The organism is Selenomonas sp. KH1T6, assembly GCF_900108415.1.
GTDB classification, from domain to species: domain Bacteria; phylum Bacillota; class Negativicutes; order Selenomonadales; family Selenomonadaceae; genus Selenomonas_B; species Selenomonas_B ruminantium_A.
Genome location: NZ_FNWN01000012.1, coordinates 85404 through 99946, shown reverse-complemented (window position 1 = coordinate 99946; position 14543 = coordinate 85404). Strand labels below are relative to the sequence as shown.

General features: G+C 53.9%; 12 protein-coding genes. 7 read left to right on the top strand and 5 right to left on the bottom strand.

Translation table 11 applies throughout. From position 1 onward, the window contains the following. The 4 genes from recQ to BLW59_RS09130 all read right to left on the bottom strand — a co-directional run. A partial coding sequence (gene recQ, locus BLW59_RS09145; protein WP_074697542.1) for a DNA helicase RecQ occupies positions 1–1745 on the bottom strand: 1745 nt, incomplete at its 3' end. Between the two features lie 191 nt (positions 1746–1936). Beyond that, positions 1937–2509, bottom strand: coding sequence for a beta-class carbonic anhydrase (locus BLW59_RS09140; protein WP_029542791.1), 573 nt, complete (start codon positions 2507–2509; stop codon positions 1937–1939). Positions 2510–2678: 169 nt separating this feature from the next. Then, positions 2679–3227, bottom strand: coding sequence for a hypothetical protein (locus BLW59_RS09135; RefSeq protein ID WP_029542792.1), 549 nt, complete (start codon positions 3225–3227; stop codon positions 2679–2681). A 93-nt stretch (positions 3228–3320) separates the two neighbouring features. Further along, positions 3321–4358, bottom strand: a complete 1038-nt coding sequence (locus BLW59_RS09130) for an AraC family transcriptional regulator (RefSeq protein WP_074697541.1) — start codon at positions 4356–4358, stop codon at positions 3321–3323. Between the two features lie 163 nt (positions 4359–4521). Here BLW59_RS09130 and BLW59_RS09125 point away from each other — a divergent pair, with 163 nt between their 5' ends. From BLW59_RS09125 to BLW59_RS09095, 7 genes are all read left to right on the top strand, one after another. Next, positions 4522–5916 carry an MFS transporter gene (locus BLW59_RS09125; RefSeq protein WP_074697540.1) on the top strand — a complete coding sequence of 465 codons (1395 nt, stop codon included), beginning with the start codon at positions 4522–4524 and terminating at the stop codon, positions 5914–5916. A 3-nt stretch (positions 5917–5919) separates the two neighbouring features. Continuing rightward, the gene (locus tag BLW59_RS09120) at positions 5920–7446 is read left to right on the top strand and encodes a family 78 glycoside hydrolase catalytic domain (RefSeq protein ID WP_074697539.1); all 1527 of its coding nucleotides are present in this window, start codon (positions 5920–5922) and stop codon (positions 7444–7446) included. A 220-nt stretch (positions 7447–7666) separates the two neighbouring features. Continuing rightward, positions 7667–9088: a rhamnulokinase gene (gene rhaB / locus BLW59_RS09115; protein WP_074697538.1), complete on the top strand. Its 1422-nt coding sequence runs from the start codon at positions 7667–7669 to the stop codon at positions 9086–9088. Between the two features lie 440 nt (positions 9089–9528). Continuing rightward, the gene (locus BLW59_RS09110) at positions 9529–10788 is read left to right on the top strand and encodes an L-rhamnose isomerase (protein WP_074697550.1); all 1260 of its coding nucleotides are present in this window, start codon (positions 9529–9531) and stop codon (positions 10786–10788) included. Between the two features lie 19 nt (positions 10789–10807). Continuing rightward, positions 10808–11626 (top strand): rhamnulose-1-phosphate aldolase, encoded by an 819-nt coding sequence (rhaD, locus tag BLW59_RS09105; RefSeq protein ID WP_074697537.1) that lies wholly within the window; start codon positions 10808–10810, stop codon positions 11624–11626. Positions 11627–11720: 94 nt separating this feature from the next. Continuing rightward, positions 11721–13070 (top strand): MFS transporter, encoded by a 1350-nt coding sequence (locus BLW59_RS09100; RefSeq protein WP_139283619.1) that lies wholly within the window; start codon positions 11721–11723, stop codon positions 13068–13070. Between the two features lie 5 nt (positions 13071–13075). Continuing rightward, positions 13076–13393 carry an L-rhamnose mutarotase gene (locus BLW59_RS09095; protein ID WP_074697536.1) on the top strand — a complete coding sequence of 106 codons (318 nt, stop codon included), beginning with the start codon at positions 13076–13078 and terminating at the stop codon, positions 13391–13393. A 300-nt stretch (positions 13394–13693) separates the two neighbouring features. Here the strand turns inward: BLW59_RS09095 and BLW59_RS09090 are convergent, their stop codons facing one another. After that, positions 13694–14449, bottom strand: coding sequence for a DeoR/GlpR family DNA-binding transcription regulator (locus BLW59_RS09090; RefSeq protein WP_074697535.1), 756 nt, complete (start codon positions 14447–14449; stop codon positions 13694–13696). Between the last annotated feature and the right edge of the window lie 94 nt (positions 14450–14543).

Below are 14543 nucleotides of genomic sequence, written 5' to 3'. Positions count from 1 at the left end.
CCGTACCTTTCCAGCTTCATCTCGCCGATGCCCTTGACCTCCAGCATTTCGTCAAGTGTCTTGGGCTGCACTGCGCACATATCTTTGAGGGTGGCATCGGAAAAGACCACGTAGGGAGGAACGTGCTCCCGGGTGGCGATTTCTTTGCGCAGGCGGCGCAGCTTGTCGAAGAGGCCGGAGTCGGCGGGAGTTTTTTCAGGCTCTGGCTTGGGCACGGCCTGAAAGACTTTTTCCTGTCCCTTGAGCACGGGATAGGCGGCGGGCTTCAGGGTCAGCACAGGGAATTTGCTCTCGGTGATGGCCAGATAGTCGGTGGCTACGAATCTTTGGATGAGCAGCTTGATATCTGCCAGCTTCCGTTCTTTCATCAGGCCGAAGGTGGAGAGCTGGTCAAAGCGCAGCTCGTGAACTTTCTTGTCCTGGGAACCTTTCAGTACCTGGGCCACCAGATTGAGGCCGAAGCGCTCCTTCATGCGGTAGACGCAGGAGAAGACTTTCTGGGCGTCGAGGGTCACATCGATTTTCTCCAGCCCTGCCTTGCAATTCCCGCAGTTGTCGCAGGTCACCTCGCCGCTTCTGTCCCCGAAGTAGCTGATGATGAAATGGCGCAGGCATTCGGGGGTATGGCAGTAGTCCACCATCTTTTGCAGGCACCCCAGGTTGTGGGCTTTGCGCTCCTCGTTTTCCGTGGAGATGTCGATGAGGTATTTCTGGGTCATGACATCCTGGGGGGAATAGAGCAGGATGCAGCTGCCCGGCTCTCCGTCCCGGCCGGCGCGGCCTGCCTCCTGATAGTAGGCCTCGATGTTCTTGGGCATATTGTAGTGGATGACAAAGCGCACATTGGACTTGTCGATGCCCATGCCAAAGGCATTGGTAGCCACGATGACCTGTACGTTGTCATAGAGGAAATCCTCCTGGGCCTCTGTGCGCTCCTTGTCGGAAAGGCCCGCGTGGTAGCGTCCCACGGCGAATTTCTTCTTGGCCAGATGCTCATAGAGCTTGTCCACTTCTTTGCGGGTGGCGGCGTAGATGACACCTGCTTCATCGCTGTGGGCCTTGAGGTATTTTTCGATGAATTTCTTCTTGTCTTCCCCCCGGCGCACCTCGAAGTACAGGTTGGGGCGGTCAAAGCCTGTTACGTGCACCTGGGGTGAGCGCAGGTGCAGGAGGTTTACGATGTCTTCCTTGACCTCCGGCGTAGCCGTGGCAGTAAAGGCGCTTACCAGGGGACGGCGGGGGAGGCTGGCGATGAAGGGGGCAATCTGCCGGTAACTGGGACGGAAGTCGTGGCCCCACTGGGAAAGGCAGTGGGCCTCGTCCACCGCCACCATGGAGATTTCCTGCTGCTCGATGATATATTGGAAGTAATCAGTATCCAGCCGTTCCGGGGCAACATACACCAGCTTGTACTGCCCCGCCGCAATGGCCTGCAGCCGCTGGGAGGATTCCCTGGCGGTGAGCTGGCTGTTGATGAAAGTAGCAGGCACCCCTTGCTCCTGGAGGGCGTCCACCTGATCCTTCATCAGGGAAATCAGGGGGGAGATGACCAAAGTCACCCCGGGGAAAACCAGAGCCGGCACCTGAAAGCAGATGGACTTGCCAGCTCCCGTGGGCATGATGGCCAGGGTATCTGCTCCCGACAGCAGGCTCTCCACCACCGGCCGCTGGGCCGGCCGGAAGTCCGGGTAGCCATAGTACTTGCGCAGCAGGGACTGGGCTTCGGCTATATATGGATTGTCCATGAAAACACCTATTTCTGTAAATTTGATTCGTAAATTATCAGTATTACCATTTTACCATAGATTGGAGGTGGTGGGGCTGATGACTGCAATGTGGTTAGATTCTGAACAAGTGGCCAAAGAATAGGGCCCTGAGCATGGGGGATGCTCAGGGCCTTGTTTTATCAGTTGCTGCCAGATGATGCTGCCAGGATTCAGGCTGTAGTGCCGTAACCGTTCATTACAACATCAACCTTGCCGGTGCGGGGGTGGAAGATTAGCCCGTGGATTGCCACGTCTGCAGGTATCAGGGGATTGAGGCGGATGAGCTCCACTGTGTCGATGACGTTCTGTTCCGGGTGGTGGAACTCGTCGGCCCATTCTGTAAGCTCCTTTTTTATCATGTGGATGGCTTCTTTGGATATGCCCCTCTCCAGCATGGTTTTGATAAGCCCCTCGGAGGTGGTGTTGGCCATGCCGCATTCGTGATGGCCGATGACGAAGATTTCCTTCACTCCCAGTTCGTAGATGCAGACCAGCAGGCTCCTGATGGTGCCGTCAAAGACGCCGGTGATGCCGTTGCCTGCGGTCTTGATGACCTTGGCTTCGCCCCGGCCGATGCCCAGGGCTGGTTCCAAAAAATTAACCAGCCTGGTGTCCATACAGGTGATGAGTGCCACCTGCTTCTGGGGCAGCTTGCTCTTCTTCAAATCCTCCAGCGTGTAGTCTGCCGGGGGATGGGCACAGAATTCGGCATTGGCATCAAGCATATCCTGAAGTTTGGACACAATGCATTCCTCCTTATTCGCTCCCATGTTTGGGCAATTTTGATATCGTGTTTTGGGTGGCATAACGCTGATTATATGTTGAACCTATTCTGCATGAATGCAGAGGTTTCCTTTCATTAAGTGAAAAGTTGTGAAAAAACATAGCCTCCCCGGATAGGGGAGGCTGCTATCAGTGGCCCAGGGTCATCTCAACTTTCTGAACTGCCGCTGCCCTTTCCCGCATGGCGGCGGAGGTGAGGCGTTGCCAGATGTGGTGGACTTTTTCTGTGTATTCTTTTGGAGAAATGTGGTTTTCTTTCTGTTTTTCTATGTAAGTCTTGATGGTGCTGCGGAACTGCTCATTCAGCTGCACCTGCCTGAGGGACAGCAGCACTTGCAGGTTGCTGTCCACCAGATAGAGATGCAGGGTCTTGTCCTGCAGGATCTCTTCTGTGGGCCATTCCTCCGGCTTCAACAGCGGGAGCCCCAAGGGGGCGTCTCCCCAGCCTTCCTTGAAGATGCCGTCTATCTGGTACAGGAAGAACAGCACACCGTCCTCTTCATAAAGGGCCAGCTCCATCTTCCCTGTGCGGAAAGCCTCCCAGGCAATGACGTCCGTGCGGGAGAGCTTCAGGATAAACATGAGCCCGTTCACATCGGCCTGGAAAAGCCCCCCGTCCCCCTGCTCTCTGATGGGCAGGGGAAATTTTTGTCCCACTTCAAAGTTGGTATAGTCCATAGCGTTTTGCTCCTTTGCTTCCTTATGTATATATCTGTATATATCATACCATGTTCTGCATGATTTGCCATGGGGAGAAAGGAAAGGTGGGGCCTATTGAGCTTTTCTGTAGCTGCTGGGGGAAAGGCCGTATCTTTTCTTGAACATGCGCATGAAGTTTTCAGGATTTTCGTAGCCCACGGCTTCGCTGATTTGTCGGACGCTCATGCGGGTGTCCTTGAGCAGGCGGGCGGCTCGCTCGAAGCGTATCCGCAGCACCAGGTCTTTGAAGTTCGAGCCTGTCCATTTCTTGATGAGGCGGCAGGTGTAGGGCAGGGAGTAGCCCAGATGGGTTGCCACCTTTTCCAGAGTCACGTCCGTGAGATTGTTCATGATATAGTGCAGGAATTCTGCCGCTTCCTCACTGCCCTCCAGGGTGGCGGGGCTTTTGGCGTCATGGGCAAAGTCCCTCATCAGGCGGGTCAGCAGGATGGTCACCAGGCCGCTTATTATGCGGTCGCTGTAGCGGTCATTGCGTTCCTGCTCGGCGTACATTTCCAGCACAGCGCGGGGAAAGCCGCTTTCTCCTGTGCGGAAGAGCAGGTAGCCGGGGTGCTCCTTCTGATAGAGGCTGCCCCGCAGGAAGTCTGCCACCGCGCCATCGTCGCGCAGAAGGGGGAAGAAGCTGTCAGCGATGGTCTTGCGCCGCAGCAGGAGGTTCAGCACCAGACTGTCCTCGTCCATGACGGAGAGGCTGTGCACTAGGGCGGGGGAGACCAGGCAGAAGTCGCCAGCCTGAAGAGGCATGGTCTCCTGCCCTATCAGCTGTTGGGCCCGCCCCTCCACCACACAGATGATTTCAAAGAAGACGTGGTTGTGCCAGAAGGGAGGCGTGAAGCGGTTGTGCTTGGAGAGGAAGACGGCACGGCTTTCGGATTCGGCAAAGTATTCCGCGTCCACCAGCACCGTGCGGGCGGATTCGGGCAGGAGTTCCTGCAGTATCAGTTTCCTTTTGGCCAGTTCCGCAGGGTTCTGGGTTGTGAGGAAGTTCTCCAGCTGCCCGGAATGTTTGGCTTCCTGATACGATTTATAGAAGCATTCGTCCTCGTTCATCGCCATCAGCTGGCTGCGTACAATTTTGATGTTTTCCATCGCGTGTAGTCACCTCCCAGTGTTTATCCTTATTTTATCAGCATTGTCAAAAAAAGTCAGCGGTATTGATGAAGTTTAACCATTCTCGTATGTTCAGAAAACAGTTAATATAATCTATAGTTAAAGAAAAGTTAAGACTTCTGAAATTCTGGGAGGTAATATGATGGACGGTCTCAAGAAATCTGCCGCTTATCTCTGGCGGCAGCGCATTGGCTACGGCAGCGCCGATTTTGCATGCAATCTTATCTGGCAGATGATTTCCCTGTATCTCTTGTTCTTCTATACGGATATCATGCAGCTGAGCGCGACGGCCATTTCCCTGATGTTCGTGGTGACCCGTGTCATTGACGGGGTGACAGACCTGTTGGTGGGTTACGCTATAGACCACACCCACACCCGCTGGGGGCAGTCCCGGCCCTATTTTCTCTTCGGGGCCATTCCCTTTGCCCTCTTTGCCGTGCTGGCCTTCACTGTGCCGGAGATTTCCGAGGAAGGCAGACTCATCTACGCCTTTGTTACCTATGTTGGCCTGTCCTTTATGTATACTATCGTCAATATCCCCCTGGCTTCGGTGCTGCCCAGCCTCACCGGCGATGCCCATGAGCGTACCAACCTTTCTACCAGTCGCAAGTTCTTCGGCTTTCTGGGAGCCAGCATTGTCAGCGCCTGCTCTTTGTGGCTTGTGGCTTACTTCGGCCAGGGTAATGAGGCCGCAGGCTACCACGATGTGATGCTGCTCTTCGGCGTCATTGGCTGCCTGATTTTCTTCTTCACCTTCGCTTCTATCCGCGAGGATGTGCCTGTGGCGGCACCTCAGAAGGTTTCCCTGAAGGAAACCCTGCGCTCTTTGGGACAGAATCGTCCCTGGAAGATTTTCGCCGTGAACATTCTCTTCATGTGGACTGGTTTCTTTATCCAGGCCAGCGCCTTGATTTATTACTTCAAATACTATGTGGGCAGCACGGCTATGGCCGGAGTGGTGGCCAGCATCATGTCTATCGTGCCTATGCTGGTGAATTTCCTGGTGCCCTATCTTTCCAAGAAGCTGGGCAAGTGCCGTCTTTTCCTCGCTTCAGCTGCTGTGCAGTTGCTGGGGCTGGCTGTCCTCTGGGCAGGAGGCGTGCAGGAAACTGTCATCATAATCGGTGCCGTGATTATGGCGGCTGGCTATGGGGCCAAGGAAAGCATCTATTTCTCCATTCAGGCTGACCCTGTGGATTACGGTGAGTGGAAGACCGGCATCAACACCGCCGGCACACTGTCTTCGGTCAATGGCTTTTTGGGCAAATGTGCCCAGGCTGCCGCTGGCGGCCTGGCTGGTCTGCTTTTCGCCGTCAGTGGTTACGATGGCGGGGCCGCTATGCAGAGCAGTGCGGCTATCACGGCCATCGAGGCCATGTATGTCTACATTCCCGCTCTGCTGCTGGTAGCTTCCATGCTGACCATGCGGCTCTACAAGCTTGATGAGGACTACCCGCGCATCAAGGCGGAGCTGGACGAGAGAAGGGCGCAGGCTGCTGCCGAAGCCAAGCTGGACGTGGTTATGGAGAAGGGCTGAAATATGGCACAGACAAATTCCCTCAGGGACTTTCAGATGACAGTCCATTCTGAATTTATCAAGATTGCGGAGGAACTGAAGCCGGTTCTCTATAGCCGGGAACTTAGCCCGGAAGCTGCCCGTTTGAACGGGGAAAGCCTCGCAGATTTCCGAGGGCAGTCTTTGGGGCAGGGTGACGCTCTCCTGCTGGACTTTGGCTGCCATGTCACGGGCTATGTGTCCTTTGACTTCGCCAGCCAGGGCAGTCCTCCGGACGCGCCGGCCCTGTTGGAAATCAAGCTGGGGGAGAGCCAGGCTGAGCTCTTGCAGAGCGTAGACAGCTATCGTGGTAATCTCACCGCCAGCTGGCTGCAGGAGGAGCGCACGCATATTGATGATTTCCCCTCCCGCTTAGGCCTGCCCCGGCGCTATGCCTTCCGCTATGTGCAGATAAGGGTGCTGGCCATTTCGCCAAAATACCGGCTGACGGTGGAGGGCTCTTCCGTCCGGGCAGTCAGCGCGGCGGATTTTGCCACGGTTCTGCCTTTGCAGGTGCAGGATGAAGAGCTGAAACGCCTTGATGAAGCGGGGCTTCTGACCCTGCATGAGTGCATGCAGGAGGTTTTCGAGGACGGCCCCAAGCGGGATAGGCGCATGTGGCTGGGAGACCTCTACCTTCAGGCCAAGACAAACTACGCTGCCTTCCGCCAGACGGAGCTGGTGAAGCGCTGCCTGTACCTCTTCGCAGGCCTGCGGCAGAATGAGGGCCGCATTGGCGCCACCCTTTTTATAAAGCCAAAATTGCAGGTTGATGATATCTTCCTCTTTGACTATGCCCTGCATTTCGTCAACACCCTGCACGAATACTATGAAGAGACAGGTGATAGGGCGACCCTTGCAGAGCTCTATCCCGTAGCCCTGCGGCAGATAGAAATTGCTGTCCGGAGGATGGACGATGGGGGGCTGGTGCAGGACGAGGACAGCTGGTGGTGCTTCGTGGATTGGGGCGAGGGTCTGAACAAGCAGGCCAGTGCCCAGGGCATCTTTATCGTGGCCTTGAGGAAAATGCTGAATCTGGCGGAAGTTTTGGACGAAACTTCTGATGAAGGAAAACTCAAAGCACTGCTGGAGCAAGCTGCCAATGGTATGGCCAGACTATACGATAAGGAGCAGGGCCTCTTTGTAAGCGGCGCAGAAAGGCAGGTCTCCTGGCACTCCCAGATTTGGGCGGTCCTGGCAGGCCTCCTGCCGGAGGATCTGGCAAGAAAACTTCTGGAGCGTCTACCGGAGCTTCCCCATGCTCCCCAGACTCCCTTCATGCACCACTTCTATGTGGAGGCCCTGCTGAAGGCGGGGTTGCGGCAGGAGGCCCTTTCCCATCTGAAGCATTACTGGGGGGCCATGCTGGCAGATGGCAGTGATACCTATGGCGAGGTTTTCAATCCCCAAAATCCCCATTATTCCCCTTATGATGACAAGGCTATAGAAAGCCGCTGCCATGCCTGGAGTTGCACGCCTTCCTACTTTATCCGCCGTTACTTTGCGGATTGACCTGTTTTCCCTCTGCTCTTGTCAGGCAGGGGGATTTTTCTTTTGGGGCAGGGAAGAATGTGGTAGTTTCACAGATAAAACCACAAAAACATAAAAAATAAAAGAAAAAATAACAGTTTTGCTATTGCTTTTTCTGTTATTGTGTTGTATTATAATCCTGTAAGGCAAAACAAACCAAAACAAAACCAAACAAAGTAACAATTTTAAGGGAGTTGGTTCCATGGCTGAGAGGAAGTATTATCTGGCCATAGATATAGGAGCCTCCTCCGGGCGGCATATCCTGGGCTGGCTGGAGAATGGCAAGATACGCATCGAGGAACTTTACCGCTTTGAGAACAAGCTGGTGAAGCAGAACGGGCACCTTTGCTGGGATCTTGAGCACCTGTTCCACGAGGTGGTAGAGGGGCTCAAGAAGTGCAAAGAGCTGGAGAGGATTCCAGCCAGCATCGGCATAGATACCTGGGGCGTGGATTTCGTTCTGCTGGATAAAGCGGGGCAGGTGCTGGGGGACACGGTGGCTTACCGTGACAGCAGGACCCAGGGCATGGATGAGGTGCTGGGCAAGGTTCTTTCGGAAGAAGAACTCTACAGCCGCAACGGCATCCAGAAGCAGCTGTTCAATTCCATCTATCAACTGCTGGCCATCAGGCGGGAACACCCCGAGCATTTAAGTTCTGCAGAGAATTTTCTGATGATTCCAGAGTTCCTGAACTATCTGCTGACTGGGGTCATGAAGAACGAATACACCAACGCCACCACGGGGCAGCTGGTGAATGCGAAAACCCAGGACTGGGATTTCGAGCTGATGGAGAAATTGGGTATTCCCACGAAAATCTTCGGGCCGCTGCATATGCCCAAGACGGTGGTGGGCAATTTCAAGGAAGAAATCGTGAAGGAAGTAGGCTTCACGGCGGAGGTGGTGCTGCCTGCCACCCATGATACGGGGTCGGCGGTGATGGCGGTGCCCACTTCTTCGGAAAGCGCCATTTATCTTAGCTCAGGTACGTGGTCATTGATGGGCATCGAACGGATGATTCCCGACTGCACGGAAAAGGCCAGAGCCTATAACTTCACCAATGAGGGGGGCTATCATCACCGCTACCGCTTCCTGAAGAATATCATGGGCATGTGGATGATGCAGTCTTTGCGGAAGGAGTTCCGGCATAAGTACAGTTTCGAGGAGCTTTATCAGCTGGCCTATATAGCCAGGTATTTCACCTCGGTGGTGAATGTGAATGACCCCATGTTCCTGGCCCCGGACAGCATGGTGGAGGCTATTAAAGAATATTGCCGCCAGCATGGGCAGGAAGTGCCGGAGACAGAGGGAGAGCTACTCTACTGCGTGTATATGAGTTTGGCCAGGTGTTATGCTCAGACTGTGGCGGAGATTGAGGAGGTCACGGGGAAGAGGTATGACACCATCCACGTTGTGGGGGGAGGATGTCAGGATCGGTTCCTGAATGCGCTGTTGGTTACGGAGACTGGCAAACGGGTGTTTGCCGGGCCGGTTGAGGGGACGGCGCTGGGGAATTTGATGGCGCAGATGCTGAAGGATGAGGTGTTCGCTGATTTGAGCGAGGCACGCAAAGTTGTTGCGAGGTCTTTCGACGTTAGCGAAGTTGAGGGAAAGTTGGTTTTCTAAATTTACTGCCGTCTGTTCATTTTCTTTGGCGCAAAGAAAACGAACCAAAAGAAAACGCGGACTGAAATCACATCGTGTGATTTCCGCGTCCGCGGGGCCCATCCATGGGCCCTGGGGTTCGGGAGTTCGGCCTCGTTGCCTTGTGGCAACATCGGGGTGACGGAGTGAAGGTTGAGTAGCTTTGGGTTGGTACTGATTTTATTGGTAGCTAATGATAGGAGAGGTCTTACCTGCCCCGTGAAACGGGGAAGGGGGACCACCGAAGGTGGTGGAAGGGGCGAAGGCAACGTAGCGGCTTCGATTCCCCCTTCCACCGGCTTCGCCGGTCCCCCTCCAGGGAGCCCACCGGGCTCCCGCGCTTAAGCGCCCCCCGCAAGCGGTGGAGGTAAGGTTTGCTAGAAACGTAGCTCTCCTAAATGAAATATACGGAGGTTTTGAATATGTCTCGATTTGAAGAAGCTGTGAAGAAATATGCCGTGCTTGGCATCAGCGTGGAGAAGGCTCTTGAGAAGCTGAAGAACGTCAGCATTTCCCTGCATTGCTGGCAGGGGGATGATGTGCGGGGGTTCGATACTGATCCCAATAAGCCACTGACCGGGGGGATCCAGACTACCGGCAACTATCCAGGTCGTGCCCGGAATCCTGAGGAGTTGATGGCGGATATTGACAAGGTCATCTCCCTTGTGCCTGGCAAGCCTAAGATGAATCTTCATGCCAGCTATGCCATCTTTGAGAAGGGCGAGTGGGTGGACAGGGACAAGCTGGAGCCGAGGCATTTTGCCAAGTGGGTTCAGTTCTGCAAGGAGCGGGGGCTGGGATGCGATTTCAATCCTACTTTCTTCTCCCATCCCAAGTGCGATCCCCTGACTCTTTCTTCTCCTAACGAGGAAACCCGGAAGTTTTGGATTGACCATGGCAAGGCTTCTATTCGTATCAGTTCTTATCTGGCGGAGGAATTGGGGCAGCCTTGTGTCATGAATATCTGGACGGGGGACGGCTTCAAGGATATTCCCGGCGACCGTCTGGGGCCTCGCAAGCGTTATCGGGAGAGCATTGATGCCATTCTGGCTGAGCCTTTTGATTTCGCCCAGGTGAAGCCCTGTGTGGAGAGCAAGGTCTTTGGCATCGGGGTGGAATCCTACACCGCTGGCAGCGCTGAGTTCTCATTGGCTTATGCGGCTATGAACAAGGATAAGTGCATTCCCCTCATGGATAACGGCCACTATCATCCCACGGAAGTGGTCAGCGACAAGATTCCCGCCATGCTGGCCTTCTTTGATGAAATCGCCCTGCATGTGACCCGTCCGGTGCGCTGGGACAGCGACCATGTGGTGCTCTTTGATGATGAGACCAAAGAGATTGCCAAGGAAATCGTCCGTTGTGGCGGCCTTGAGGGCAGCGTGAAGATGGCCCTTGATTACTTTGACGCTTCCATCAACCGCATTTCCGCCTGGACGGTGGGCTACCGCAACTTCCAGAAGGCCCTGCTCTTTGCCCTGCTGCAGCCGGTGGAGGAACTGAAAGCCCTGCAGGACAAGGGGAATCTCACCAAGCTTATGGTGGTGCAGGAAGAATTGAAGACCATGCCCTTTGCAGATGTATGGGATGAGTTCTGCCGTGTGAATGGCGCACCCTTGGACGGTGAATGGTTCAGGGAAGTTGAGAAGTATGAAGAGGAAGTTCTTTTGAAGAGAAACTAAGGATAGAGGAGTCTTACCAATGGAAATCAAGAAGGCAAAATTCATGGAGGGCTTTATCCGTCTGACGGCGGATGCCTTCAAAAAAGGCTGGCATGAGCGCAACGGCGGCAATCTCACTTACCGGGTGAAGGCCGAGGAGGTGGAAGCTGTGAAGGACAGCCTCCACGAGGTGCAGGAATGGCTACCCATCGGCAATACGGTGCCGGGCCTGGCCGGGGAGTATTTCCTGGTGACGGGCAGCGGCAAGTATATGAGAAATGTGGAACTGGCCCCGGAGGAAAATGTTGCTCTCATTAAGATTGATGAAAAGGGCGAGAACTACGGCATTGTCTGGGGGCTGGTGAATGGGGGGCGTCCCACCAGTGAGCTGCCTACCCATCTTGCCAACCACGAACTGAAGAAGAAAATGACTGATGGGAAGAACCGTATCATCTACCATGCCCACCCCACCAACCTTATTGCCTTGACTTTCGTTCTGCCCCTGAATGACAAGGAATTCACCCGGGAACTTTGGGAAATGGCCACGGAAGACCCCGTGATTTTCCCCGAGGGGCTGGGAGTGGTGCCCTGGATGGTGCCCGGTGGCAAGGCTATTGCTGATGCCTCCACCAAGCTTATGGAGAAATATCGGGTGGTAGTTTGGGCACATCACGGGCTCTTTGTCTGCGGCGATGATTTCGATGAGGCCTTTGGGCTTATGGATACGGTGGAAAAGGCTGCGGAAATCTGTGTGAAGGTACGCTCCATGGGGGGCAAGAAGCAGACCATCACTAAGGAAAATTTCCTTGATTTGGCCAAGGATTTCAACATAAATCTCAATACTTCCCTGTTGGATTAAAGTGGTGGAGTTATGGCCTCAGGCCATAGCTTGCTGCTGAAATTATCTTAATATTTATTTCCTTAATATTTTTTAAGCGAAAGGAAGGGTATGTGTGTTTAACGTGGAGCTTGACTACAACATGTCTGCCTGGAAGAAAACCCTCATCGCCGGACTTATCAGTTATATCGATGCTGGTTCCATTGTGGCAGGAGCTTCGGGACTTTCCATGTGGGAGGAGTATCTGGGCATGAGTAGTGTGCAGATGGGGCTTTTGGCAGCCCTTTCCTCCAATACTGGTGGTGCTGCTCTTGGTGCCCTGATTGGCGGCAAGATTTGCGACAAGTATGGCCGTAAGTTCGTTTATAACTGGGCCCTGCTCATTTACATGATTGGTGTAGCTATCATCTGTCTGGCTACCAACTATCCCATGTTCCTGTTGGGGTATGTGATTGTGGGCCTCATGGTAGGTGCTGATGTGGTGGCCTCCTGGACTTTCATTGCAGAAGAGGCACCATCGCGGAATAGAGCGAAACACTGCGGCTCGGCCCAGATTGCGTGGATGCTTGGCCCTGTTGTAGTGTTTGCCGCATCTATCCCCATGAATGAGATGTTTGGGCTGCTTGGCAACCGCATCATCTTTGCCCACCTGATTGTGGTGGCTGCCTGGATTTGGTATCAGCGTCTCAAGATGCCTGAGTCCACTGAGTGGGCAGCAGCCAAGAAGCAGGAAGAAGAAATGGCTGCCAAGGGCATCCAGCAGAAGAAGGTTCGCTATGCTGACCTCCTTCGTGGCACCAGCCTTAAGACCGTAGCTATGTGCGTATGCGTCTATGCTTTCTGGAATCTGGCTGCCAGCACCAACGGTTTCTTTATGCCCTACGTCTACGAGCATGTAGGTAATCTCAGCAACTCCATGGCTTTGGGCATGACGGCCTTGAATTTCATCGTCTGCATTCTTACCACCCTGATTTTCATGTATACTGCTGACCGTTTCAACCGCCGGAAGGTTTACGCCGTATTCTCCGGCCTGGGTGTTATTAGCTGGTTTGTCTGGGGACTTCCTGCAGAAATGCTTCAGACCTGGATGCTCTTCTTCTTCACCATTGTTTGGGGCTTCTCCATGCAGCAGCAGTTCTATCAGCTCTGGAGTTCCGAGCTCTTCCCTGTGCGTTATCGTGCCACAGCTCAGGGCTTTACCTTCTTCGTCACCCGTTTTGCCGCAGCTATTTGGGGCTTTGCAGTACCCCTTATTATGGAGGCTCTTGGCTTCCAGGTGGCAGCCTTCCTGATGATTGGTTTCTGCGTCGTGAGTTGGCTGGCAGGCACCTTCTGGGGCGGCGATGACCGGGGCAAGACTCTGGATGAAATCACTCGTGACCGCTATGGTGACGAGATTGACGAAAATGGCTGGCTGGTGGCAGATGCAAGTCAGGCCCAGGCCGTGGCCCAGAAGCAGGGGTGAAGGATATGGAACGCTTTGCCTGGAAGGCAACCGTTAAGGAGGGCATGCTCTCCGAATATAAGAAACGCCACGACAACATTTGGCCGGAATTGAAGCAGGTGCTGAAGGAAGCTGGCATCAGCAACTACACCATCTGGAATACAGGACATGACCTCTTCGGCTACTTCGAGTGCGAAAAGGGCGTGAAATATGCTGAGGATTACCAGGCGGCCAGTGCCGTGGTGGACAAATGGAACGAATACATGAAGGATGTCATGGTGATGGAAATGGACCCGGAAACCGGTGCCCAGCCTAAGCTGCAGCAGGTATTCTTCCTTGAATAGTACTTGAACAACAAACTCCCGAGCCGTTGACAGGCCCGGGAGTTTGTTGTACCTTATTACAAGGTGCTGTGTAGCGGTTAATAAATGCCCTCAGAAATGGGGTGCAAGCCTATGAATGAGTTAGTCATAGTATTACTTCTCATTTTGCTCATTCTCATACAGGCAAAGAAATAAACCGCTCCCTAGTTTGGCGACTGAAGCGGTTTAATCCGAAGTATTAAGCTGTGAGGGCAACCGCTGGGCGGCACCTCTTTCGTATATTATAACGCTGATGATTTGTATTTGTCAAAGACAAAATATTTAGTAAACAAGCTTAACTTGCTGCTGGGCGAGATTATCTCCCCAATTATCTGCAGGTTCTTTGTCTGTCACGATGGTGTCGATATCCCTGAGCTCGCAGGTTTTGACGAAGGCTGTCTTGTCGAACTTGGAGCTGTCGGCCAGCAGCAGGGCTTTGCGGCTTTGCTGAAGCATGACCTGCTTTACAGCGGACTCTTCCTCGTTGGACTCTGTGACGCCGTGGGCTCTGTCCAGGCCCTTGCAGCTGATGAGAACCACGTCGGCGTAGTAGCCCATAAGGGCCTTGATGGCACCGGCGCCGGTGAGGGCCATGGAGTTTGACCTGAGAGTACCGCCTGTGGAGATGATGCGGAAGTTTGAGGCGGAGAAGTCGTAGGCCAGGCGTATGGAGTTGGTGATGATGGTGATGTTCTGCCGCCCCTTGAGACGGTGCAGCAGGCTCAGGCAGGTGGTGGAGGAGTCCACCATGATGGTGTCGCCGTCGTTGATGAGGCTCTGGGCCTTGTCTGCGATGTATTCTTTTCCTGCGCTGTTGATGGTGCTGCGCTTGAGGAAGGAAAGGTCCTCCCCTGTCTGCTCGGAGAGGATGGCCCCGCCGTAGCTGCGGCGCAGGATATTTTCTCCCTCCAACTTCTCCAGATCCCGGCGCACCGTTTCCTCTGTCACCTTGAATAGCTGGCTCAGCTCGGAGACATAGACCTTCTTGTCCTGCTTGATCTTATCCACAATACGCTGCCGTCTTTCGATTCCCAGCATAGTATCACTCCCTCTTTGTTTATACCTATATTTTATCAAAACAAAGAGGGGCGGGCAAGAAAACAAAAGAAAAACGACATAAAACGGCTTTTAT